This window comes from Paenibacillus donghaensis, from assembly GCF_002192415.1.
GTDB classification, from domain to species: Bacteria; Bacillota; Bacilli; order Paenibacillales; family Paenibacillaceae; genus Paenibacillus_AQ; species Paenibacillus_AQ donghaensis.
Map to the genome: position 1 here is coordinate 4,151,353 of NZ_CP021780.1, position 23,707 is coordinate 4,175,059.

Annotated in this window: 18 protein-coding genes; all 18 read left to right on the plus strand. The window is 35.8% G+C overall.

The window, feature by feature from the left end; translation table 11 throughout:
- The first annotated feature begins 72 nt into the window (after positions 1-72).
- Positions 73-747: a hypothetical protein gene (locus B9T62_RS19160; protein ID WP_087916748.1), complete on the plus strand. Its 675-nt coding sequence runs from the start codon at positions 73-75 to the stop codon at positions 745-747.
- Positions 748-758: 11 nt separating this feature from the next.
- Entirely contained in the window at positions 759-1,187 is a 429-nt protein-coding gene (locus tag B9T62_RS19165; protein WP_087916749.1) for a hypothetical protein, read from the plus strand.
- A gap of 1 nt (position 1,188) precedes the next feature.
- Positions 1,189-2,400 carry a hypothetical protein gene (locus B9T62_RS19170; RefSeq protein WP_087916750.1) on the plus strand — a complete coding sequence of 404 codons (1,212 nt, stop codon included), beginning with the start codon at positions 1,189-1,191 and terminating at the stop codon, positions 2,398-2,400.
- A gap of 12 nt (positions 2,401-2,412) precedes the next feature.
- Positions 2,413-2,925, plus strand: coding sequence for a hypothetical protein (locus B9T62_RS19175; RefSeq protein WP_087916751.1), 513 nt, complete (start codon positions 2,413-2,415; stop codon positions 2,923-2,925).
- A gap of 19 nt (positions 2,926-2,944) precedes the next feature.
- A complete protein-coding gene (locus B9T62_RS19180; protein WP_087916752.1) occupies positions 2,945-3,421 on the plus strand; it encodes a hypothetical protein in 477 nt (158 codons plus the stop codon).
- Positions 3,418-4,137, plus strand: a complete 720-nt coding sequence (locus B9T62_RS19185) for a hypothetical protein (protein WP_087916753.1) — start codon at positions 3,418-3,420, stop codon at positions 4,135-4,137. The genes B9T62_RS19180 and B9T62_RS19185 overlap by 4 nt, the downstream gene beginning before the upstream one ends.
- A 15-nt stretch (positions 4,138-4,152) precedes the next feature.
- The gene (locus tag B9T62_RS19190; protein WP_087916754.1) at positions 4,153-4,947 is read left to right on the plus strand and encodes a hypothetical protein; all 795 of its coding nucleotides are present in this window, start codon (positions 4,153-4,155) and stop codon (positions 4,945-4,947) included.
- Positions 4,948-5,029: 82 nt separating this feature from the next.
- Complete coding sequence (locus B9T62_RS39305) at positions 5,030-5,905, plus strand: hypothetical protein (RefSeq protein ID WP_169834407.1); 876 nt, start codon at positions 5,030-5,032, stop codon at positions 5,903-5,905.
- Between the two features lie 255 nt (positions 5,906-6,160).
- Positions 6,161-6,901, plus strand: a complete 741-nt coding sequence (locus tag B9T62_RS19200; RefSeq protein ID WP_087916756.1) for a glycosyltransferase family 2 protein — start codon at positions 6,161-6,163, stop codon at positions 6,899-6,901.
- A gap of 17 nt (positions 6,902-6,918) precedes the next feature.
- Positions 6,919-7,950: a glycosyltransferase gene (locus B9T62_RS19205; RefSeq protein WP_087916757.1), complete on the plus strand. Its 1,032-nt coding sequence runs from the start codon at positions 6,919-6,921 to the stop codon at positions 7,948-7,950.
- Between the two features lie 16 nt (positions 7,951-7,966).
- On the plus strand, positions 7,967-8,452 hold the full coding sequence (locus B9T62_RS19210; RefSeq protein WP_087916758.1) for a hypothetical protein: 486 nt from the start codon (positions 7,967-7,969) through the stop codon (positions 8,450-8,452).
- The gene (locus tag B9T62_RS19215; protein WP_087916759.1) at positions 8,442-8,879 is read left to right on the plus strand and encodes a hypothetical protein; all 438 of its coding nucleotides are present in this window, start codon (positions 8,442-8,444) and stop codon (positions 8,877-8,879) included. The genes B9T62_RS19210 and B9T62_RS19215 overlap by 11 nt, the downstream gene beginning before the upstream one ends.
- 61 nt (positions 8,880-8,940) lie before the next feature.
- Positions 8,941-9,945, plus strand: coding sequence for a tyrosine-type recombinase/integrase (locus tag B9T62_RS19220; RefSeq protein WP_087916760.1), 1,005 nt, complete (start codon positions 8,941-8,943; stop codon positions 9,943-9,945).
- Positions 9,946-10,019: 74 nt separating this feature from the next.
- Positions 10,020-10,439: a hypothetical protein gene (locus tag B9T62_RS19225; RefSeq protein WP_087916761.1), complete on the plus strand. Its 420-nt coding sequence runs from the start codon at positions 10,020-10,022 to the stop codon at positions 10,437-10,439.
- A gap of 67 nt (positions 10,440-10,506) precedes the next feature.
- A complete protein-coding gene (locus B9T62_RS19230) occupies positions 10,507-12,255 on the plus strand; it encodes a phage tail tape measure protein (protein ID WP_087916762.1) in 1,749 nt (582 codons plus the stop codon).
- Positions 12,256-12,382: 127 nt separating this feature from the next.
- Entirely contained in the window at positions 12,383-13,471 is a 1,089-nt protein-coding gene (locus B9T62_RS19235) for a PDDEXK family nuclease (RefSeq protein ID WP_087916763.1), read from the plus strand.
- 167 nt (positions 13,472-13,638) lie between these two features.
- The gene (locus tag B9T62_RS19240; RefSeq protein ID WP_087916764.1) at positions 13,639-19,140 is read left to right on the plus strand and encodes an NlpC/P60 family protein; all 5,502 of its coding nucleotides are present in this window, start codon (positions 13,639-13,641) and stop codon (positions 19,138-19,140) included.
- Positions 19,141-19,191: 51 nt separating this feature from the next.
- Complete coding sequence (locus B9T62_RS19245) at positions 19,192-23,619, plus strand: phage tail spike protein (protein ID WP_087916765.1); 4,428 nt, start codon at positions 19,192-19,194, stop codon at positions 23,617-23,619.
- Positions 23,620-23,707 lie beyond the last annotated feature (88 nt).

Genomic DNA, 23,707 nt, shown 5'->3' on the forward strand with positions numbered 1-23,707 from the left:
CTTTTTAAATAAAGGGTGGATTTTTTAGTCCATCCTTTTCATACTACAAAATAAACTAAGGGAGAATCAAGAATGGTTGTAAAAAAAGAAACAGCAAGTGATAAGAGTCCCGTTATTACAGTTGATAATGAGTCTTTAGCGAATCAGGTTTCAGACTTGGCAGCGTTGGTAAAATCATTGCTAGAACAAAATCAAAAGTTACAAGCTGAAAAAGAAGAACAAAAATCAGCAATCACAAAAATTGAAAACTCTCTTTATGAAACAGCGGAAGATAAATTAGATATTGATCCAAGAGAATACGTTAAGCTGATTTCTTTGACTGATGGAGGATTAAACTTAGCCACAAATACGACAGTTATTAGATTCAATGATTTTGGTGTAACCAAGAGCGTAACTTTTGAAGACCTTAGAGCAATCGTCGATAATCATCCAACTTCCGCAAAAGAAGGAGCGTTTTTGATTCAGAACGAGAAGGCCGTAAAAGCTCTTTATCTAGAAGATGAATATGAAAATATGCTCAATAAGGATCAGGTTGAAAGTATTATAACTTTGCCAATTCATGAGATTAAAAAGACTTTAGATACAGTTAGCGCAACTCTCAAGGAAACAATTGTCTCTCGTATTATCAAAGGGATTATGAGCGGAAACAGTAAATTTCAAGACCGTGGTAAGATTCTTGAAATTGGCAACCACATTAAAAAAGACTTGTATAAAATTGTAACAGAAATCGAAGAAAATAATAAATAAGGGGTGAAAAAATGCCTACCCCATTTTCAAAAATATTCGAACGATTCCAACAGAAAATACAAGACTATACCATCGATCAAATCTATATGTCTTCGGTTGAAGCATATGAAAATTATCTGACTGGGTTCTTGAAATCTGGATTAGTTAAGTTTTTTCATTGTAAACAAGACTTGTTAAGTCGCGACGATTCAACGAGAGAATTTGTAGTTGATTTGACGGAACTGGAGCAAGAGATATTAGGAAACCTAATGTTAGTTGAATGGCTTGAAAAAGAAGTGAATAATATCATGGAAATGAGACTAGCAATTTCGTCAGGTGATTTTAAGAGATATTCCGAGTCTCAGAATCTTAAAGAAAAAAGTAATCTCAGGGATAAGTCCCAAGAAAACGCAGATTATTTAATGATGCAGTATTATTTGAAACATATGGATGTGAGCTGAAATGTCCTATGAATCCTATAACGCATTTCTTCTTGTAAATGGGATATCAAATCGCGATAAAAATATTACTCATGCTAAAAATAGCTTAAGTACAACATTTACTGATTCTCCGTCTTACTACCCCGTTTCAATCAACTCTTCAACTGATTTCAAAGATGTGTGGATCGTTGATGACAGTGACACTAAAGATCAAAAGGTCATCACATCTCTAGATTATGATTTACAAAACGGGGATATTGTTGATTGGCAGTCATCTAGATGGATTAATATTATTACGGATTATTTAGGAGACATTTACACGCGAGGAACCATAAAGCGTTGTGTTTCATTACTTAAATGGATTGATAATGCTGGAGATATTCAAGAAACGCCATTCGCTTTTAACTCTGAGTCCTCATCTAATTTTGGAGTAAATGAAGATCGTATAATAACTCTTTCCAATGAGCGTAGGAATATCATTCTCCAGAGCAACGAGCACACATACAAAGTTACGCGAGACAAGCGATTTATTTTTGATGATCGAGTATGGAAAGTGACAGCACTGGACCGTATATCTAAAAAGGGATTAATTATTATCACTTTGCAAGAAGATGAAATTAATCCAGCCAAAGATAACCTTGAATTGGGAATTGCCGATTATTACGACAATGTAGCTCAATTTAGAGTTGAGATTATTAACGGTAAATTCGCAACAATTAAAGAAGATCAAACACTTCAGCTAAATATCATAGTAAAAAATCGCGATACCCCCCTTCCTTCCCTCCCCCACATTATATATTCTGTTAGTGACAATGAAATTATTGACATCACAACTGATGGTCTTGTCACGCCTAAAAAAACAGGTCTCGTAGTTGTAAAAGTTTCATATAAGGATGTCTTTGCAGAAATCGAAATAAGTGTTACTGAATCTACCGCATATGCGTATACATGCGAAATCATAGGAGTAAGTGAAATCAAAAAAAACAGAACTCAATCATATTCTGTTAAATTTTACCGGAACGGTGTTGAATATCATGACGATAGTGAGTTTTTATTGACTTCAGATGACGGAGTTTCAGAGACTGACCTAGCCACTATTTCTGTTCAAGATAGTTCTGCCAATACCTGTTCAATTTTTACGGGTAATACTATCGGATACTTCTGGTTACATGTTAAAAATCAAAACGGACTTTCTGAGTCAAAATTAAGAATCAAAGTTAAGCCATTATATTAAGGAGCGTGAAACATGGGTCAAGCAATTGTTCGTTTTGGAGAACTAAAAGTAGAATCATTTGTACAAGGCATTATAAACAACTGGCTTATCTATAGTTCTCTCCCCTATTCTAAGCAACATTCCAGTGGATTGGATGGAGACGTTTTGATTGGTGCAACACCAACGGTTGAGATCATTGATGCTGATTTGGACGTTACAATCAATCCTAGTTATACATATGCTTATTCAATTGCAACAGATAATAAGCTGAAAATTGCATTTGATAAAGTAAAGCATCCCGATAAAGGCAGTGCGCTTGAAGCATTAAAATGTATTAGTATTACATATGATTTGGGGCATTTAACTCCTAATGGTGGATTGTATATCTCTATCTTTCGTAACTCACTTGGAGAAGAAATTCATCGAACAACTCCAATGTCTTTGGCTCAATGTACGACTGTGATTTCTACATTCAATGATACTCGACAGGTTGATACAGGCGGATATTTAAAGTGCGAGGTAGTTCCAGACTTCGTTGTAAGTTGAAGAAATGAGGCGAGTATAATTGTCATTTCTCAAAGAGATAAGTGAATATAAGGACACTATTATAAATAGGTTGTTAAGCGACCAAGAACTGTGCAAGGCTGTGTATTATGCAGATGAAGGATTTCTTGAAAAACCTGATATTGATGATCTGGATAATCTTATTTATGAGAATATATTCCCTCATCGTTTTATTCCAGATACAACTGAAACCGCTAAAACATTTGTTACTATATCTTGCACCGATTACAGACCAACAGGAAATAGTTTTAAGAATGGTTTGTTGAACATCTATATGTTCACTCATCGAGACTTATTTAGGACAGACTACGGTTATACTCGCATGGATTTTATAATGACAAAGATTGAAGAACTGATGAATAGTAAAAGAGGAATTGGATTAGGAGAATTGGGATTTGGTGGTCTAAATGAATATGTGGTTAACGAGAAATTTCAAGGATACGTGCTGAGCTATAGACCAGTAGATTTTAACAGATGATTGAAATTACTGAAGATATCGAATTAAAGCTACTGCTCGGAAAGCCAATCCTCGTAGATGGTATATTTGTCCACTCTCCTCTTTTAAAAACTGTAATTTTTCATGGGTATGAATCATACAATCACGCCCTCTCTTCTCTGCTTTTTGACAAAAACAGATTTCCTGATCTAAAGGATTTAGAACAATCTAATACAGATCTCATGATTTACTTTTTCCAAAAAGATGATGTTTTCAGAGAGTCCTTAAAACTTGGGTCAAGGATTATATTTGGTAAAGATATTGTATTAGACGTTGTTGAAAACGAAAGATATTTCCGAATTGGAAAACAGTTCGTTTCAGAAAACACGATTAATTCAATTCAGAAAGTAGTTAGATTTGCAAATAAAGTGCCAGACAAGACGGAAGAGGAAGAATTTAATCCTGCAAATTCTAAAGCAGAAGAGTTCATTAAAAAAATAATGGGTGATAGAGCGAAGAAACCTAAAAAAAAACCTATTAATAATCTACATAGCCTCATATCGGGTTTGGCTTGGAAATCCAATAACTTATCCATATTAGATATAGAAAAGTTAACAATATACCAATTTTATGATGGGTATTACAGATTAGAAAATATTGATCATTACAATAACATCATGATGGGTATTTATTCTGGGAACATAGACTCTACAAAAATAAAAATCCAAGAAAATACTTGGACTAAGATTATCACATAATGGAGGAATTATATAATGACAGTAACAAATCGATGGACAATTCGTGATGTAGCTACTGCATCATTTTTTGACCAAGTTACAAAGAAACTTAGAGCACGATTGGATAGTTTGAAACAATCTGGACTCGAAAATACAGCAGATACAGTATATGCACAAGGTGGTAGTGGTAACCCTAAACTAGTGGGATTTTCTGGTAATAAAGCAGCCAAATTCACTCTGCAAGATGCTTTGTTTACAAACGATCTGATTGCCATGCTGTTGGGTACAGAAATCATTACGGCTGCAACACCAGTAACGGTGGATAATATCTTGAAGGTTACTGGAAACTCTGTAACACTAGATTACACCCCCATAACAACCGGAGCATTGGTTAGCGTAAGCAAGTATCTTCCCGATGGAACTGTAGGAGAAAGCTTTGATTACAAATCCGCCTCCCCTACTGCTGGTGAGTATAGTGTGACAGATAAGGTAGTAACGTTTGCAACTGGTGCTCTAATAGATGGAGAAAAAGTCATTGCATACTATAAGACAATGGCAGGATCGGGCACAAAACAACTAAAGGCGCAAACCGATAAGTTCGCTGGCAGTTTTGAGCTAATTCTGGATGTTCTAGTTCGCGATGTACTCACAAAACAGGATTATGCTGCACAGATTACTATTCCATCTGTCAAACTTGAAGATAATTGGAGCATGGCAATGGCTCCCGATGGAGATCCTGCTACTCAGGATATTGTAATGGAAGCACTAGCTGTTCCGGGTTCTAAAGACCTATATACGATGTATATCTTTGATGAATCAGATTTGGCTTAATAAGCACAAATACATAATAAGCCCATCTATTAATATAGGTGGGCTTTTTTATTTGTGCAACCAAGAGGGAGAATGGTGGAATTTGATAAAAGAAAGAGGCCCAATAACCGTTACATGTGATTATTGTATGAAAAGTGAATGGAGACTTGAACGAACAGAGTACAATAGAAGAAAAGATCAAAAAATAAGATCAATTGGGCATATATATAATTTCTGTTGTGATGTGTGTAGAGAAATCATTATCTACAACACTGTTAGAATTACAATGAAAGAACTAGGATATTCTTTACTAACTACACATATTAAAGACGCAAAACAAAAAATATCCTATATTTGTTCTTGTGGAGAAAAGACAGAAACAAGTTATGATGTAGTTAGTAGATTAGGATGCTCATGTTTTAAATGTGGCCTAAAAAAATCTGGATCAACTAGAAGAAGATCTCTGCGAAAAGTAATGGAATATGCTAAACATAACAATATAAAGATACTTATTGAAGATAGGGACTACTTGCATATGGCGCTATCTGACCATGTTGACTACATTTGTTCATGCGGAGAAACTCATAGTAGAAGACTTAGGAACATTATGAACGGTAGTGTTCGTTGTCCTAAGTGTATTGAAATTAAGAAAGTCCAAACAAGTTTTGAACGTTTTGGCTGTGCTAATCCAATGCAAAACTCAGTGGTAAGAGCAAAAACGTTCAAAACGTTTAACATAAACAATTCTATGTCTATATCATTGCAGCAAGCATATATTCACAGCATAACTAGCGGCGACATCAATTATCTATGCGAAGGATCGTTTTTAGATATAGCTTTTCCAGAAGAAAATATTTATATCGAATATGACGGTGGCCTTCACGATGGAAAAGTAAAATTCGGTCTTATTTCTGAAAAAAAGTTTAAAGAAAAGGAAAGGCGTAGAAGATATGCTTTATATCGTAATGGTTGGAATTAAATTAGAATTATTTCGAAAAAAGACCGCCTCCCCTCTATTGAAGCAATAGAAGAAATGATTCTAATCGCTAAAAATATAATAAATTCCGGTAGATCCTGGGTTACTTTTGATATTGATAATAATTTTTTGATTACCAGCAAAACAAAGGTTTCTTATGATTTTGGAAAATTAAATAGAATAAGAAAAGATTCAAAAAAATACATAGATATCATAGAAAAATATGAACTGTAAATCCATTTAGGAGTTCGTAAATGAATGAATAACATAAATGACTTACCCACTCTCACGATTGCTGCTCCGGTTAGAAATAGAAGTTTCATTTTAAACCAATATCTAGATCACATACATGATATCGACTATCCAAAATCAAAAATCAACCTCTTCTTTGTTCTCAATGATAGTTCCGATCACAGTGAAGAAATACTTAGATCGTTTAAAGAAAATCACTTAGATAAATATAACCGCATCACTATAGAAATATATAATCGAAACATCCCTTTGGACACTCGTGCTACTGACACTAGAGATAAACATATTTATAATCATTTGAGTGTATTAAAAAATTACATTATGTTCAAAGTTAAGACCGAAAAACTCCTGTTTATCGATTCCGATATTTTAGTCCCTGATAGTGTAATTAATAATCTACTCAACGCCGAAAAAGATATTGTTTCGGGACTAATATATAATGGCTACCTTGTCGATCCAGAACGTCCATATAAATACCCCAATATAATGAAGTTAAATGAGAAAAATAACTATGAGCATATATCTAATCACTACATACGCGAAGCCCCCTACAACAAACATCAACATCTATTAAAAGCCGATTTGACTGGAGCAGTATGGATGATCAATAAGAAAGTCTATAAAAACATAAAGTTCGGGTATCATCCTCAAGGGGAAGATGCCTATTTTTGTGCAATGGCTCAGAGTAAAGGATTTGAAATATATTGCGATGTCGGGACATTCTGTACACATGTAATGGAAAAATAAAATTAGGGAGATCAGAGATGTCTATCAAATCCAAGCAAAGTATTACTATTATTTATCCGCCCACCGTAGATTATTACATGCTCTATCAGCGCCCCCATCAACTATTGAAAGCATTATCCAGGATCAACAATGTAAGATGTATTTTTATAAGTTCAGAAGTATTCAAACCCCTTCCTAAACCAATCAACGAAGTCAGTAAAAATATGTTTGTTGTTCGAGGGAACTCCGATTATAAATCTTTGATTCAAGGCAAAGTCGTATACTGGGTATCCTATCCCGAACATATTGACTATCACCTGACCGTAGAGAAGGATTTTGTTGTATTTGATGCAATTGATAATCCGGTCGATGAATTTGCCGTATGGAAAGACAAATTGGATTATGCTGTTTCCAAGGCGGATATAGTTTCGTGTACAGCAAATATCTTATATGAGTATCATTCTAAGCGAACGAATAAGCCAATTTTCATGTGTCCTAATGGTGGAGATTTTGCACATTTTAAAAAAGCAAAAAAGAGACTGGACAAACCTCATGATTTCCCAAAAACAAATAAGGACGATAAAGTTGTGGGGTTTTATGGTGCGCTTGCAACTTGGCTGGACACTGAAATCATCAAGAAAATTGCAGAGAAATATAAAGTAGTATTGATAGGTAAAAATAAATATTATCCAATTGAAGTAAATCATCCAAACGTATACAACATTGAACATAAGGACTATCTACAGTTACCTATATATTTATCACACTTCGACGTTGCAATAATTCCCTTTAAATTAACGGAGATGATGAAGGGCTGCGACCCCGTAAAGTTACAAGAATATCTAGCTAGTGGGAAACCAGTTGTAACAACAGAGATTGAAGATGTGGTGGCTAACTTTTCAGATGTAGTTGATTTTATGAATATTGATAATTGTCTTGAAGTAATTGATAGAGTCATTGCAGAAAACAGCAAAGAGAAAGAAGCAAAGAGAATAGAAACTTCAATTAGAAACTCTTGGGATGTTAGAGCAGAAACCGCTATTGAAGCGCTAAATCTATATATGAACTAAAAGGAGAGATTAATTAATGGCTAAACTTACAGCAGCAAAAATCAATAAACTTAGTAAGGAACTCGATAAGAAACGGAAAATCTATATTCTTGAAGACAATGATGAAGTGAATGTTTCCATTGAATTTAAAGAATCATTGGTGGATAAGGTAGTCATGGATTATATTTCTGTATTGGAAAAATTAAGCACCTCATCTTCTATTTCTGACGACTTACTTCGTGGAACCGCTGGAATACTCCATCTCTTTATTCTTAGAGAATTCTCAGATGTACCGATGATTCCTAAAACAAACGATGATATTCAAGAACTTGTAGATACATCCCTCGCTCTTTATGATACTGGCATTATGGAAGCAGTTATTGAAGGATTCGATCATGAACAAGTTCAGAAGGTTTATGAAAAACTAGATATTTCAAGTAAACGTGCTGGCGAATTGCTAGGTGAATTAGCAATTAAGCAAACTATTAGTACTCAAGAAGAAGCTGTAACTGATGGAGTTTAAAAGCCTAAAAGATTTGGAAAAACATCTAAACAAACAGATTGCGCAATCACTCAAAAATGATGTGGGTAATGGTGTTGCTAGAAAAAAACTTAAAGAGAACATCCAGACAGAGGTTTATGATAAATATGACCCCGTTATTTATGAACGCCAACGCGAAAATGGTGGTTTAATTGATGACGCTAATATCAAAGTAGAGATGATTGATAATAACACCGTATCCATTGAGAGTCATCGGATGGATGGCAACAAAAATGTAGGAGTCGTTGTTGAAACTGGCGTTGGATATAACGAGGAATGGGCATTCCCTTATACACATAAGAGTAGGCTATTTACAGAAGTCACTCGTGATGAATTGAGAAATGACGGTAGTGTTGAACATGCGCTGATGAAGGGTTTGGAAGTTCAGGGACTGAAGGTTCAGAAGTGATTTGTGAAGTGATGATGAAATTGTAATTTGATAAAGTAAAGGGAAATGAGACGATGGATGAATGGCAGAATTTAATAAAAATATGCTCAGAGAGACAGCCGAAAAGCTACCTCCTGTTGATGAACAAAAATGGCAAATGGTTAATGAAGATTATCGCAACTTGGTCGAAGAGTACATCTCGGTTCAAGCACATAGTCAAAAAACTAAAATTCAATATAGATCCTGCTTAAGGCAGTTCGGTTACTACATATATAAGAGCATGAACAATAAATTTCTATACGATATTAGTAAACGAGATTTTTTGAGATATATTAGTTTCTTGAGAGATACGAGAAAAATGTCATCCAGTGCAATTGGTTTACGCAAGGCGTGTGTTTCAAGTCTTTGTAATTATATTGAAAATGTTGTGGCAGATGATGATAAGAACTATAAGATGTTTAGAAACTTCACTCGCGGTCTACCAGCGATAACCAAGAATAGCGTATACAACAAAGTAAAGATATCAAAAGACGACTATGATCTAATAATGAAAACAATGGTGAATGATAAAAACTATCTTGGTGCTGCGTGGGTAGCATTTGCTTTTAATGTAGGTGCTCGACGTGCAGAGATCCCACAGTTTAAAACTGAAATTTTGAACTACCCTATTGTTGAAGGCGGCGGTTATACAATGTCTCACATAATTCGCCTCAAGGGTCGTGGCGAAGATGGAAAGCAAGAACCTTATATGGTCAACGAAGAAGCATTGCAGTATGCTAAGTTATGGATTGAAAAACGTGACTATGAAGCTGAATATATCTTTACTACTAAATATAGCGGAGAAACGGGTTCAATGTCAGAAGCTTGGGCTAACGAGTTTTGCAAAGAAACTCTTTCAAATATTTTAGGAAGACGGATTAACCCCCATCTTTTTAAAGCATCGTGTGTTACATATTTGTTGGAAGTTAAAAAGATCCCTATCGAAATAGTCTCAAAATACGTAGCGCATCATGAAAATATCGCTACAACTATCGCCCATTACGATCTAAGGGATTTTGCAGAAGAAAGAAATAAGATTTTCGGTTAGCATCAAACTATCGTTTTATCATAAAAATACATATACAAGCCCTTTCTTATAAGGGCTTCTCGGGGAGTTAAGTCATGAAAATTAAGAAATTTGAACTTGAGCCATTTATCAGCTACCTCCATTCTCTTAGGCTAGATCGTGTAGACAGTCGAATGCGTTCAAGATTCAAAAAAATCCTAATCGACAAGTATCAAGTGTTCACAGATGAATTACGCGAAATCAATGTTGACTACACAGTAAAAGATAGTTCCGGTGATCCCATTATTGAGAATGATAAGTGGATTTTTGAAAATAACGATGAACGACTTAAAGAAATTCAAGACCTGAGTTTCGAAGAAATTTACATCGAGCAAAATGAAGAAAATAAAAAGATGCTTCTCTCAGTTAAAGAATCGGTATTGAACCGTGGTCCTTCTGAATTAGAAGGTAAAGATGCAGACGTTTACGATTGTTTGGCTGAAATTGTAGAACAAATTACATATGAAGACCAGTAAGAAGAGATTTTAAATCTCTTCTTTTTTATATTTCACTTAAATATCAAAAGGAAGTGGTTTAAACATAATGGCAAACCCATTGGCAATACTCATATCGGCTAAGCTAAATTCAGGTCTCGCACTGAAAGACCTTAACGCTTCAATTAGGGCATTAAGCAAGCATCCTTCCCTCCAAAAAATTGATTTAAAACTTAATATAGATAAGTCATTTATAAATAACATCCAATCATTGTCAAAGAATCTTAATACTATTACCTCTCAGCTTCAACAACAAAGTACGGCCAATAATGCTGTTAATAATAGCTCAAAGAACACTACTCAGAGCATCCAAGATCAAACAAAAGCCACAAATGAAGCTATTAAGGCAGAACAAAAGTGGCAAATTGAACGCGAAAAAACCAACAGTAAGGGCATTCGTACCGTTACATCAGGGAATAACGTTGATAATTCTAAGCAAACTGTTACCTATTTACCAGATAATTCTATTAAGAATATTGATAATATCACAAATCAACTAAAGGACTATAAAGCACTTGAGGCATTGGATAGAGATCATTACAACGCACTCAAAACGAATCAATCTAGAATTGAAGCTATGGATAAACTTCATTATCTAGCACTTCAAAAGAATCGCGACCTAGATTGGAAGAATCTCCAGGCATCAAATAAACAAGCAGAAGCAACAGATAAGGCTCACTATCAAGCAATCAAAATGAACAATGATATGATTGCCAAGAATCAAAAACAAACTCAGTCATTAATCAATTCCGCTTTCTCTGGTAAACAAAATACAAATAGCGCCTCTAGTGGCGTTGCTGAAGCCAAGGCTCTCGATATTCTCAATAGACAATACGATAAAGTATTGAGCAATCTTAATGCTGCTAAGAATAGTGGCAAGCAATTAACTGATAGTGAATTGACTGGGATTAATCGAAGAATAGAAGCTTTGAATAATTTAGCTTCGAGACAAAAAACAGTTGAAAAAGATCGTGCTACCCTCTCCTCTACTCAATTACGTACAGAGACCCAGATTAACAATCTGCTTTCGGGTAGGCATAAGGACAAGGTTGATTCAAGCCAATTGACAAGTTTGTTGGCGCAATTAAAAAGCTTAGACACTCAAACAGCCAATTTCAAGACTAAGTCAAAAGAAATTACCGATCAGATTAATCGTATTGGTGCAGAGGCTAGAAATGCGTCTCCTAATGTCCAAGGACTAGGAAATATATTAAAAACGACCTTTAGCAGCATGCTTATGTATGCTGGTGTGGGTAGTTTGTTCTATGGTTCTATTAATGCTTTAAAACAGATGACGCAAACAATTATTGAAGTCGATTCGCAATTGACACAACTTAAGCGTGTTATGGATGAAGATACTGACTTCGATAGCATGTTGACAAAAAATATAGGACTAGCTAATGAGTTAGGTAGAAGTATTAAAGAGGTAAACGAAAATGCGATTGGCTTTGCCAGAATGGGTTTTGATGAAAATCAAACTGTTGAGCTTGCTAAGACTGCAACTCTATTTCAAAACATATCTGATTTAACACCAACCGAGGCTGTTGATACGCTAACGGCATCAATGACCGTATTTGGTGTTGAGGCTGGTAAAAGTATCGAAGTAGCGAATAAAATTAACGAAGTAGATAACAATTTCGCAGTAAGTTCGCAAGGTCTTGCATTGAGTATAAATAAATCTGCTTCAGCCGGAAAGACCTTTGGTGTTACTATCGATAAATTAATCGGAGACACAACAGCCATTACAACAGCAACTAGAGAATCAGGAGCAGTGGTCGGTAAACTTGTTGCCGCTTAATCAAGTGATTGATTAATGAAAACTTTGCTATATCGGTGGAAGCGTTGGGGAACGTAATACCGAGGGAAGATATATTGTTATTAATATACGTTTTATAGATTGGACACTACTTAGATAGGAGATTAAATTGAAAATCACAGAACAAAAAATATTGGTTAATTGGCATGGTAATACTAAACAACACTATGAAGAACTTGGGTATAAATTCACTAAATATGGGGATGTATTTGAGGCAAGTTTTATTGAGGTTCCCAAAAGTTCTAAGATCAAAGCAGATGTTAAATGTGATGTTTGTAGAAAAATTTATAAACTTCAAATTCATCAAATTAATAGAGCAGAGAATCATATATGCTCTCAAGAATGTAAATATTTATTTGGTAAAACACTACTACATAGGTGCGGAATTTGTGATAAATCGTTTTACAGAAATAAAACTCAATGTGATAAAAGCGAAAGTGGTCTCTATTTCTGTTCAAATAAATGCGTTGGAGAATATAACAAAAGACAGAGGACACAGAACATCACTAAAAATTGTCTAATATGTAATAGTGAATTCAAAGTAAAAGCTAGTACATATGATAATCAGATCACTTGTTCAAGAAAATGTCAAGGTTTATGGCAGTCAAGAGAACGGATAGGTGAAAAATCAAGCAATTTTAGAGGCGGAAAAATCGAAAAGGAATGTTTTGAATGCAAAGATAAGTATTTCACTACCCGTCATGCATCGAAAACTAGCAAATTTTGTTCTCAGTTCTGCAAACAAAGATATTGGGCTAAAAACATTATAGTGAAAGAATCATTTAAAATTGCCAAATATAAAGGAAATGAAAAATACAGAATGACAAAAGGTGAAACTCTTCCTGAAAAAATGGTTAAAGAGTGGCTATTAAAAAACAATATTCCTTTTCTTCAGGAGCAGGGATTTTTCCATAAATACTACGCTGATTTCTATCTACCAAATACCAATATTATTGTTGAAGTTTTTGGAGACTATTGGCATACTAATCCAGATATATACGGAGATAATTTAATACAACCAAATGAGCATCAAATTGCTCAAGTAGAAAAAGATAGGATAAGAATTGAGACATTTAATAAATATGGATTCAAGGTCATAGTTCTTTGGGAACATGAAATTTATGAAAATATTGAGAGTCTATTAAAAAGCAAAATAATAACAATATATCCCCGTAACGACTACACGCAGAGCATCTAGTATTTCTAGATGAAGATATAGTCTGATCTTGTGCCATAACCCAGATACAAAAAAGCACAGAGAGGCGGTCAAGTGTAAAGACACTTTAAAGGAGTACCGCCTCCGCTATACTTCTATTTGTAAGTATAGTCAGTAGGATCTGTCAATAAAGATCTGAAAGTAACAGGATGAACGCACTGAAAACAATCTATTCTCGCTTAACAACAATGAGTAAATCAGAATCAACCCTCGCAGCCGTTGGTATTAAAATGAGAGAACTGAATGGAGAAGTTAAAGATGCTCCGGTTATTCTCGATGAATTGGCCTCTAAGTGGGGAAGTCTATCTAAGGAACAACAACAAAATACTGCTGTAAATTTGGCTGGCCGATTTCAGCTCTCCAGGTTCCTCGCGCTCATGCAGAATTACCAGATATCGGTAAATGCGACAGAAACAGCTTTACATTCACAAGGGTCTGCCGTATCTGAAAACGAAAAATATATGCAATCACTTGAAGCCAGAATTCAAAAGATGAAAACAGCTTGGGATACACTTGCACTGGCTATGGGAAATGCAATTATTTCGGACTCGGTTGTGGTTATAACATCACTATTAACAAGCTTGGGGAATGTTCTCGCATCCACAGTGGAACACTTTGGTCTCCTCCCTGTCTTATTCGGTGTTTCTTATGCTGGATTAATGTTATTAAGCACTGGTTTTAGGATTTTTATAGTTAACATTACAACCACAATTGCCAGTCTTTTTGGTATGACTGCTGCTGCAAGTGGCGCAAGAATGGGACTAATGGGATTGTCTGCTTCCGCAAAACTTGCCGGAATAAGTTTAAAGAGTATGTTGATTAGTACTGGTGTTGGGGCAGCTCTTGTTGGTCTGGGTTGGATACTTGAGAAAGTTATAGGACATTTCGCGAAAACATCCGAAGTTGTTGATGAAGCAGGATCAAGTCTTGATCAACTTAAAGAGAAAACAGGAAATCTAAAAGAGCTTCAAGATTTGTCCAATGAATACAATGAATTAGCAAATAAAACGAATCTAACCACGCAAGAAAAAATTAGACTTGCTGGCGTTGAATCCGATCTAGCATCAAAACACGGCGTAACAATGAAAACTGTCGAGGATCAGACTGATGCTGTACAGGCCAACACTGCCGCCATAGGCGATAGAATCGACAAATTAAAAGAAGAAGCAGCGATTGAGCAACAAAGAGCATTGGATGAGTACAAGGCCAATAAGACACAGATAAATTCTGACATTCAAACTCAAGAATCAGCAAGAAAAACGGCTCAAGCAAAACTTGATGAATTAATAAAACAGCAGAAGTACATTGAAGACAGTGTTGCAAATAAAACCGTAATTAAAAACGACGCAGGGCAACTACCTTACACTCAGAACGCACTCCTTGAAATCGACCCCAATGACGCTAAAAACACAAAAAGAGCCATTGCGGATCTCAGTGAAGATATTGCTCAAGCAATTATCGATGCCAGAAAAACTTTAGAAACTGCTGGAACCGAACTTGACAAAGTAGTAAGTAAAAGAGAACAAGCATTTAAGGCCCAATTCTCTGCCTACGCCGACACCATCGAGGCTGGTGGTACTGAGGTTAAAGCGTCTACAAGAGTTCTTGCCGATGGGTTTGCGTCTATCGTTGCTACAGCAAAAACAGACGATCTAGAAGTATTAAATAAGTTTAAAACTGAATTGTTCAATACATTCCAAAAGACAGATGTAAATTCGATGGATGATGCTGTTGCATCCCTTGAAAAAGTGGCTGGTGCTGCCGGACTAACAAAAGATCAATACAACATTCTCCAAGTTGCAATTAGTCAACTCAATTTTCAAGGTGTAAATGATGGCGTCGAAGGAGTCGGTGACACCGCCGAAGATTCAAAAGACGAAATTATTTCTCTGACGGATGCTATGAAGGCACTGGATGACACCATGAATGGAACGTCAGATGAGATGACTGCATTTGTAAAGTCTATCTCCGATTCATCTGATGAAATTGAACTTTTAACATCTGCTCAGAATGAATTGAAAAAATCTAACAATCTTTCTACTTCTACTATTACCAAAATGAATGAAAAATACGGAGACTTTATAAAGGTTACTGGACTTAGTAAAGATAAGGTATTAGAGTTCATTAAGTCTAAGAAGGATGAGAAAATAGCTGTTGTTAATGCTGAAATAGCTATGACAAAACAGGCTATTGATGGTGCTAAAAAACGGATTGAAGCAATGGAAATTGAAGTTGCTGCAATCAATAAAAAACGAAAAGCACTAGCTCAAGAAAGAATTGATTCTTTAAACGCCGGAGTTTCAGATGGAACCATTAGCGAATCGTTAGCTGAAAAACAGGTTGCTGCTATTTTGAGAAATGGTGATGATACCGTTCTCGATCTGTCTATTGAAAAGTCCGGTCTTGATGCATTGTCTGCAAAACTTAGCATCCTCAACTCTGTAAAAGAAGACTTTGTTACTGTAGCAAATAAAACAGAAAAATCAACAAAAGATTCCACCAAAGCCAATAACACAAACTACGACTCAGTATCCAATACCGTAGAAATCCTCACTGATCTTCAGAAAGAACTCCTCGCTGTTGATGTTGCACAAAAGAAGCTCCAGAACTCTCAGGATAAACTCAAGGATGGCTCTAAGGAACGTCAGGAATCCATCAGCAAAGAGATATCCTTACTCAAGGAACAGAAGCGACTCTATGAAGAGGGTATTAAAGATCCATCAAAGTTAGTTTCCACTAAAGTTACGACCACGGTTAAAACTAAAGCATCTGATTCCGACTCTACCGCCTCCACTAGCGCCATTGCTAATATGGTTGATGCTGCACGTAGCCTCCAAGGTAATTTCACCTACGGGCAAGTCGGGGGTAAGTTTAAGGGTACTTACGATCAATTTGTCGATGGAGCAGTATCGGATTGCTCTCAGTTTATCCAAGAAATGTTTGATGAATTTCTTGATGTAAAAGTACCCCGCACAGCAGCAGAACAAGCCAAACAGGGTGTTGCTGTTTCTAAGGCGGATCTAAAGGCTGGGGATCTGGTATTCTTTAATACTACCGGGAAGGCAAATTCCCACGTTGGTATGTATACCGGAAACGGCAAGTTTATTCAAATGGGGAACAAGGGGCTTAGTGAGCAAGATTTAAATAGCAAGACATGGACACAGAAGTATAAATACGAAGGTGCTAGACGCGTTGCTTCTGATTCATCTTATACCCCTCTCTCCTCTTCCTCCGATGGTAAGTCTACGTCTAAAGTTGGTGGAAAAACTGTTAAAACTGACAACGCTACGGCAAAGGAAAAAGCTGATGCAAAAACAGAGGCAGAAGACAAACTTGTTGCTCTAGATTCTCAGATCCACACTGCTTATATTAAGAGTCTGGATAACACTAAAACAGGGTTTGAACAGTTAATTGCCGACCAAGAGAGCGCAATTGAAGCATCTAAGAAAAAACAAGATACTCTTGATCCCAACTCTGCTGAATGGCGCAATGAGAACAATAAACAAATTAATTCTCAGAGCAAAATCCAATCGATCAAAAGTGATGAGAAGAATCAGCTCCAATACATGATGGATGCTTTAGGCGTTCAATTTGCTGATTATGACGCTTATTTAAAGAAATTGTCTTCAGATTGGTTGGATGTTCAGGCTGAAAAACTGTTTAAGGTGTATGCAAACATCACCTCTTCCATTGACTCATCGAAGCAACGCATTTCTGATCTTGGAAATGTAATTGATAGCTCCAAGAATAAGATGTCTCAGCTTGAAGAAGGATCATCTGACTATAACAAAGAACTGAATATTCAAATTGCCACTACTAAGAAGCAAAAAACTGTTAATGATGAGTTGATTGTAAGTACGGAAAAACAACTAACAAATCAGAAGTTGAATGCTAAACAGAAATCCGACTTGAATAAAATACTAGATGAAGCCAAATTAGAAGATTATACTGCGAAGATTAAGGATTTAAACGCAGAGTTAATCAACTCTAAGTCTTATCCTCTAGAGAATGAATTGTCTGAATTGAATCATCAATTGGATCTCTCAGAAGCAAAGATGAAGGGTTATGTAGAAGGATCGGAAGAGTATAATCAAGCAATTAAAGATCAGGTTTCTATTCTTAGTGATAAGATTTCGGTTACCAAAAAACTTATCGACTATGAGGAAACCCAGTCGAGAAATGAAGAATTAACAGCATCGGCTAGAGAAGAACATAGAAACAAACTTAGAGAATATACTCTGAGTCTTTATGAATACTCGGATGCGGTTAAATCACTTCGAGAAGATTATGCTGATAAAATAATTGAGAATTATAAAAAGTTACTTCAAGAACAGCAAAAAATCCAGAAAGATGCATATGAAAAAGAAAAAGAATTAGAAAATGAACGCCACGAAACCAGAATTAATAATCTAGAGTCTGAGTATCAGGCGTTCGAGAATAATATTAATGCTCAGTCTAAAAGTTTAGATCGAGAAGTTTCTGAAGATGATTATAAGAAACAATTAGCTATACTACAAAAAGAAAAGGCAGAACTTGATGCTAAGTTTAGTAGTAAGCTATTAGATGATTCCCTTGAAGCCAAAGCACAGCGCGTCGACATCCAAAAAGAGATTGATGCCAAAGCAGAAGAAATCACAAAACTCCAACGCGATAGAGAAATAACTATTCGCAAGGATGGTTTGTCAGATCAACTTGAGGATCGTAAGAATGCTGTTGATAAAGAGAAAAAGCTTGAAGATGATAAGAATAAATCGTTCATCAGGAATATTGATAGTCTCATAAAGATTAATGACGATTATTATAATGGCCTACTCAATGACGAACAGTATTTTTATAATATGAAGCAATCCCTAATGAGTGGCGACACCGTTAGAATACAGAATGAGTTAGGCATTGTTCAGGCTGCTTATACAAATTTTTATCAGGAGTTAGAAAAAAACTCTAAATTATACGCTGATAAGATTTCTTCTAATCTTAAATATGCGATGAGTGTTGATGAAAAATATGCTCAAAACTATCCCCTAGCAGACAAAAGCAACAATGATACGGGTACTGGATCAGGCATTGAATCGGGCAATGGGAATACCAACCCTGTAACTGGCGGCAGATCAGAAAAACAGACCGCTTGGGATAGTTATCTCTCTAACAAACAAAAAGCAGAACAGCTTAAGGCTGATATGCGTACTTTAATAAAAAATTCTGCTGATTATAAAAATAAACAGGCTCAATTTGAATCATTAAATAGCACAAATGTCGGATATCGTACTAAATATGGGTTCCCTGATGGCTCATACGAGGAATTAAAGAATAAGGTGTTTTCTGCAAAAATGGGCGGTATGACCCCCGCTGGTATGCCAGATGAAGGTCAATTCCTACTCGCGCATGAAAAAGAGCTTGTATTGGATAAATTCGATACCTCTAAATTATTAAAGATAATTAATATTTCGAGAGATGTTTTCAGTAGTTTGGGTAACAATATTGCCAATATTCTTCCGCAGGGTATATTCAACAATAACGTCAAAACACCACAAGCAATTGACAATAGTTTAAGCATTCGTATTGACAATATTAAGGGAGACAAGGAAGGAGCCAAGATCGTCACCGACAGCATTGAGGAACTGTGGAATAAAAAAACAAAACAAGGATGGTAAAACATTGGGGCTGGTTATTTAAAACAGCCCTCTTTAATATGGAGGAGTTTTATGCTAGGAGATATAGATTATTTCAAAAAGCCGTATAAGCCCAATTACTTTCTAGCTAAACCAAATAAAGAAATTATCAGCAAATTGAGTGAGGCATACGGGGACAATTTAAAGACACCAGTAAATGAAACGAATGAGCTTTCATTAAATATCCCCTACTACATTGATGATAATCATGCTCTACGTAAAAATAAAAATATTGATTTAGTTAAAGAAAACTATCTTATTAAGATGGTCTTTGGTAAAAGTATTAACTGGTACATGATAACTGCAATTAATGAAGTTATGACTGATACGTCCGACTACAAACAAATTACAGCACTAAGTTTGGAATTTGAGTTAGCAAAGCGAATTCTTAAAGGATATAAAGCAGAATCAAAAGGTGCTAGAACCGTACTAAATGAAATCCTAGATAAAACGGTTTGGGAAATTGGTGATGTAGATGTAGACTTTGAACTATCTAAAAGAAGTTTTGAATTCTTAGATAATAAAATTCTTGGTGCAATCTATGATGTTGGGAATACCTACAATGCGGTAACTATATTCAATACCGAGAATAAAACAGTAAATATGAAAAAGCCCGAAGTATTTGGGTTGGATACTGGGCTAACTTTTTCATATGAAAGTTTTCTTAAGAGTTTTGATAAGAAGTCTGACGCTAACGAGGTTGTTACTAGACTTTATCTCAAAGGAAAAGATGGGTTGACTATCAACTCTATCTCCCCTACTGGACAAAGTTATCTGGAAGATTATTCGTATTTTATGTATCCATTCAGCAGGGATGTAAACAAAAATGTAATTGAGCATAGTTATCAAATGTCAGATTCTTTATGTCACGCAATTTTAGATTATCAAGAACTAGTTGAACAGAATAAGAATCAATTCCAATTATTAAAAACCCAAAGAGATAATTATAGTGTAGTAATCTCAACCAAAGAAAGTGAATTAACAGACAGGCAGAATGAACTTAAAGCGATACTAACGATTGTAGATAATTATCAACTGGGAAATAACAATTCTCCCACTATGTTTTTTGAATCTATGAATCATAATGGTACACCAAGTACTATTGATTTCACATCTCTTCAAACCATGTATAAGTACGGTGTTATGGTGAAAGTTTCAAATGCTCAAAACGTACAAGTCTCATTGAATGGTAACTTAAAAACGGCTACATCTAACAAGTGGACCCTCTTAGGTAAAATTAAGGACTTAACTACTTCAAGTGTTCTTATAACAGGCAGCGGTTCATCGGTAATTGATATCCAACTCACAGCTATTAATGATAATGAGTTTGACGCACCCAATAATGACGACGTGATTATCAATCGCTACTCTCCCAGTAACAAACAAATGCAGATTGATTCGAAAAAAGCGGAGATCGGAGAACAAAAGAGTTATCTTACTACAATCATGACTCAGATAACACAGTTACAAAGTCTATTATCAAGTGGTAAAAACTTTACTCCCGATCAATTAATCGAGTTACAATCCTTTGTAAAAGAAGATACATATAGCAACGATAGCTGTATTGATCCTAAAGATTTGCTGACAGAGGGACAAAAGCATTTTGATGAAGTTAAAGTGCCTCAATTGACCATGAATATTGATATTATTAATTTTTTGTCAGTAATCGAGGAACAGTCAAAGTGGGACAAACTTGTATTGGGCGACTATATTACTGTTAGATACGAACGAATGGGCGTCAGAGTCAAAGCAAAGATAATTGAAATAAATTATGATTTTGAAGGCGAAAGCATCTCTTTAACAATTGCCAATGTTAGAAATGATGGCTCTACTGTATCAAAGATGAATGATTATTTGAAGAAGAATGCAAACTATTCAACTACTATAGATGCTAATAAAAAAGATTGGTTAAAAGCAGTCGTTGATGTTTCAGATATGAGTTTATTGTTCGACCAGTTTTGGGACAAAGTTACGAATCAGATTAATATGAGTATTAACAATACAACTACCATTGATAATCGTGGAATAACTGTTGTTGACCCAAATGACCCATTGAGATTTATCAGGATGACATCAGGAGCCATTGGCCTCACAAAATCAGGTGGACAGCGATGGGAAACTGCGCTCACCGCAGATGGGATAATTGCAGAGACGTTATATGGAAAAATTATCCTTTCACAGCGAGTCATTGTTGGTGACGCAGCAGGGATATGGCTAATGGAAGGCCCAAGAACTACTATTAAAGATCGTTATGGTCGAATTGCAATGCAACTAGGTTTGTATGAAGAGAATCCTGACAAGTTTGGGATGATAATTAATCGTTATAATAGTAATGATATTAACTCTACCCTTATAAACAAGGTCATTGCTGACAGTGATGATGGATTTAAGATTCAACGGTATAATGGTCATTCATTTGTGGACGTATTCAATGTCGATATTAATGGCTTCCTGTATAGCGAAGATATGACAACAAAACGCCTGAAAATTTTATCTGATCAAAATGAATTGCTTTTAGATAGCTATACTAAGCAGATGAATATTGGAAAGTTTACTGAAATAATTACCGATGGTAAGTTAACAGGGATTGAAAAGCTTCAGGTATTAGGTGAAAGAACCAGAATAATATCTGAATACGCTAAGTTGTTTGATCAAGCCAATATCTATAAGATCACAAGCAGAGATGCACTGATTATGATTGATATCCCCCCTTTTACTCTTGCCTACAATAATCTGATTGCCTACCTCTCTCCTCTTCTCGCTGACAACAACATGACTACAACATCTGATATTGATCGTGATGAGTTCATTTTGAAATTTAAAGTATACTATGATCAAGTTGTTGCTATTGTTCAGGCGATTAATGATTCTATTAAATATAGTAGTTTGCAATTGGGTTCGCTATATAACAACGTTTTGCTCGATGCCTTGGATGGTATAACTGTTACACGTTCCGATGAAATGTATCGAACAAGGCTCAACGCAACCGATGGCATCTCCATAGAAAAACAAGTCAACGGAAACTGGATTAAAAAGTTCTACATTAACGTTGAAGACAGTCGGCTTTGGGTTGAAGAGTTGGTCGCCAAAAAGTTAACGATTGTTAACGATTTTAATGATGTGTTCCTTGATATTGATTCAAGCTATCTCAATATCGGACGTTTTACGAATATTATCACAGATAATAAACTCACTTCCATTGAAAAATTAACTCTGAAGCAGGAATGGCAAACTATTCAAACTGAATATGTTAAACTGCTACAGCAAGCGAATCAGTATAAAACGTCTCAGCGTGACAATTACACAAAAGTGCTTATAGACATACCCCCATTCACTACTGCTTTCAATAATCTCGTTGCCTACGTAATCCCCCTACTGGCTGATATGAGTGCAACAACTGACATTGATAGAGATGTGTTCGCCAACAAGTTTCAGGCATACTACAATCAGGCGCAGAGAATCATTAATGAGATAACAGATGCTGTCAAATGGAGCAGTTTACAACTTGGCGAAAGCTATAATAAAGTGGTTGTTGACGCATTAAACGGTATTACAGTTACTCGCTCAGATAATATCGTAGAAACTGTACTAAATGCCACAGATGGAATCTCAATTAAGCGTAACGGAGAAAAGGTGTTCTATGCAGACACTTATGGTGTACTCCATGCAATTGATTTGGTTGCTAAGCGGTTAAAAATCACGAGTGATCCATTTGGCGGAGAATCAGAAGATGCATTGATGATTGATGCTTCAACAAAAAGGCTTTATTTAGACAGGTGGGATCTCGTGGGTGCGTCGCGCATAGACGCAGAGATGTTAGCGGCTTCTATAGTGTCGGCAGAATTTGGGTTCATAAGCAACCTTACGGCGCAACGTCTCTCGACTATGACTCGCTCGGCAATTGGTAGTTGGGCTAATTTCATTAACATCGAAGGCAACTCTATCCAATGGATAACTGGTATTGCAGCACAAGGAGCACACAAAACCCTTTCAGATGGAAGACCTCTTTATTGGGTTGAATCTTCACAGACCGGACGAATGACAACAGATGTCACCCCTTGGCCTGTATATGAATATACCATTGATAGTGCCAATAAGAAAATCAAGGCAGAATTTGCATTTGACGGAACAGGCGATAGTGCGAACCCCTTTATTTCAATGGGTATTGGTGATGGGGCAACAGCAACAAGTGGTAGAGGCAAAATAAGCAAATATAATGGTGGTTTGAAGATAAACTACGGGAATAGTAATTATGGTCATGACAGAAGTGTCGACTTGAGGGATGATGGAGTTTTTGTTAACTCTGATGGTAGTAAAACGCAAGTTACCACTAAAGATTTTACAGTCACCTCCGATAATGGAACAATCAAGATTGGGAACACAACTGGTGCATTATTTGAAATAAGACCAGATAATAAAATGGTTTTCAAAGGATCGGAATTCCTTTTTGAAAATATTTGATACTAATCTTTTAGTATTAAAATACCGATACATATGGTATATACTGTAACTAGATATATACCATATGCAAAACCGGGAGGTACATATT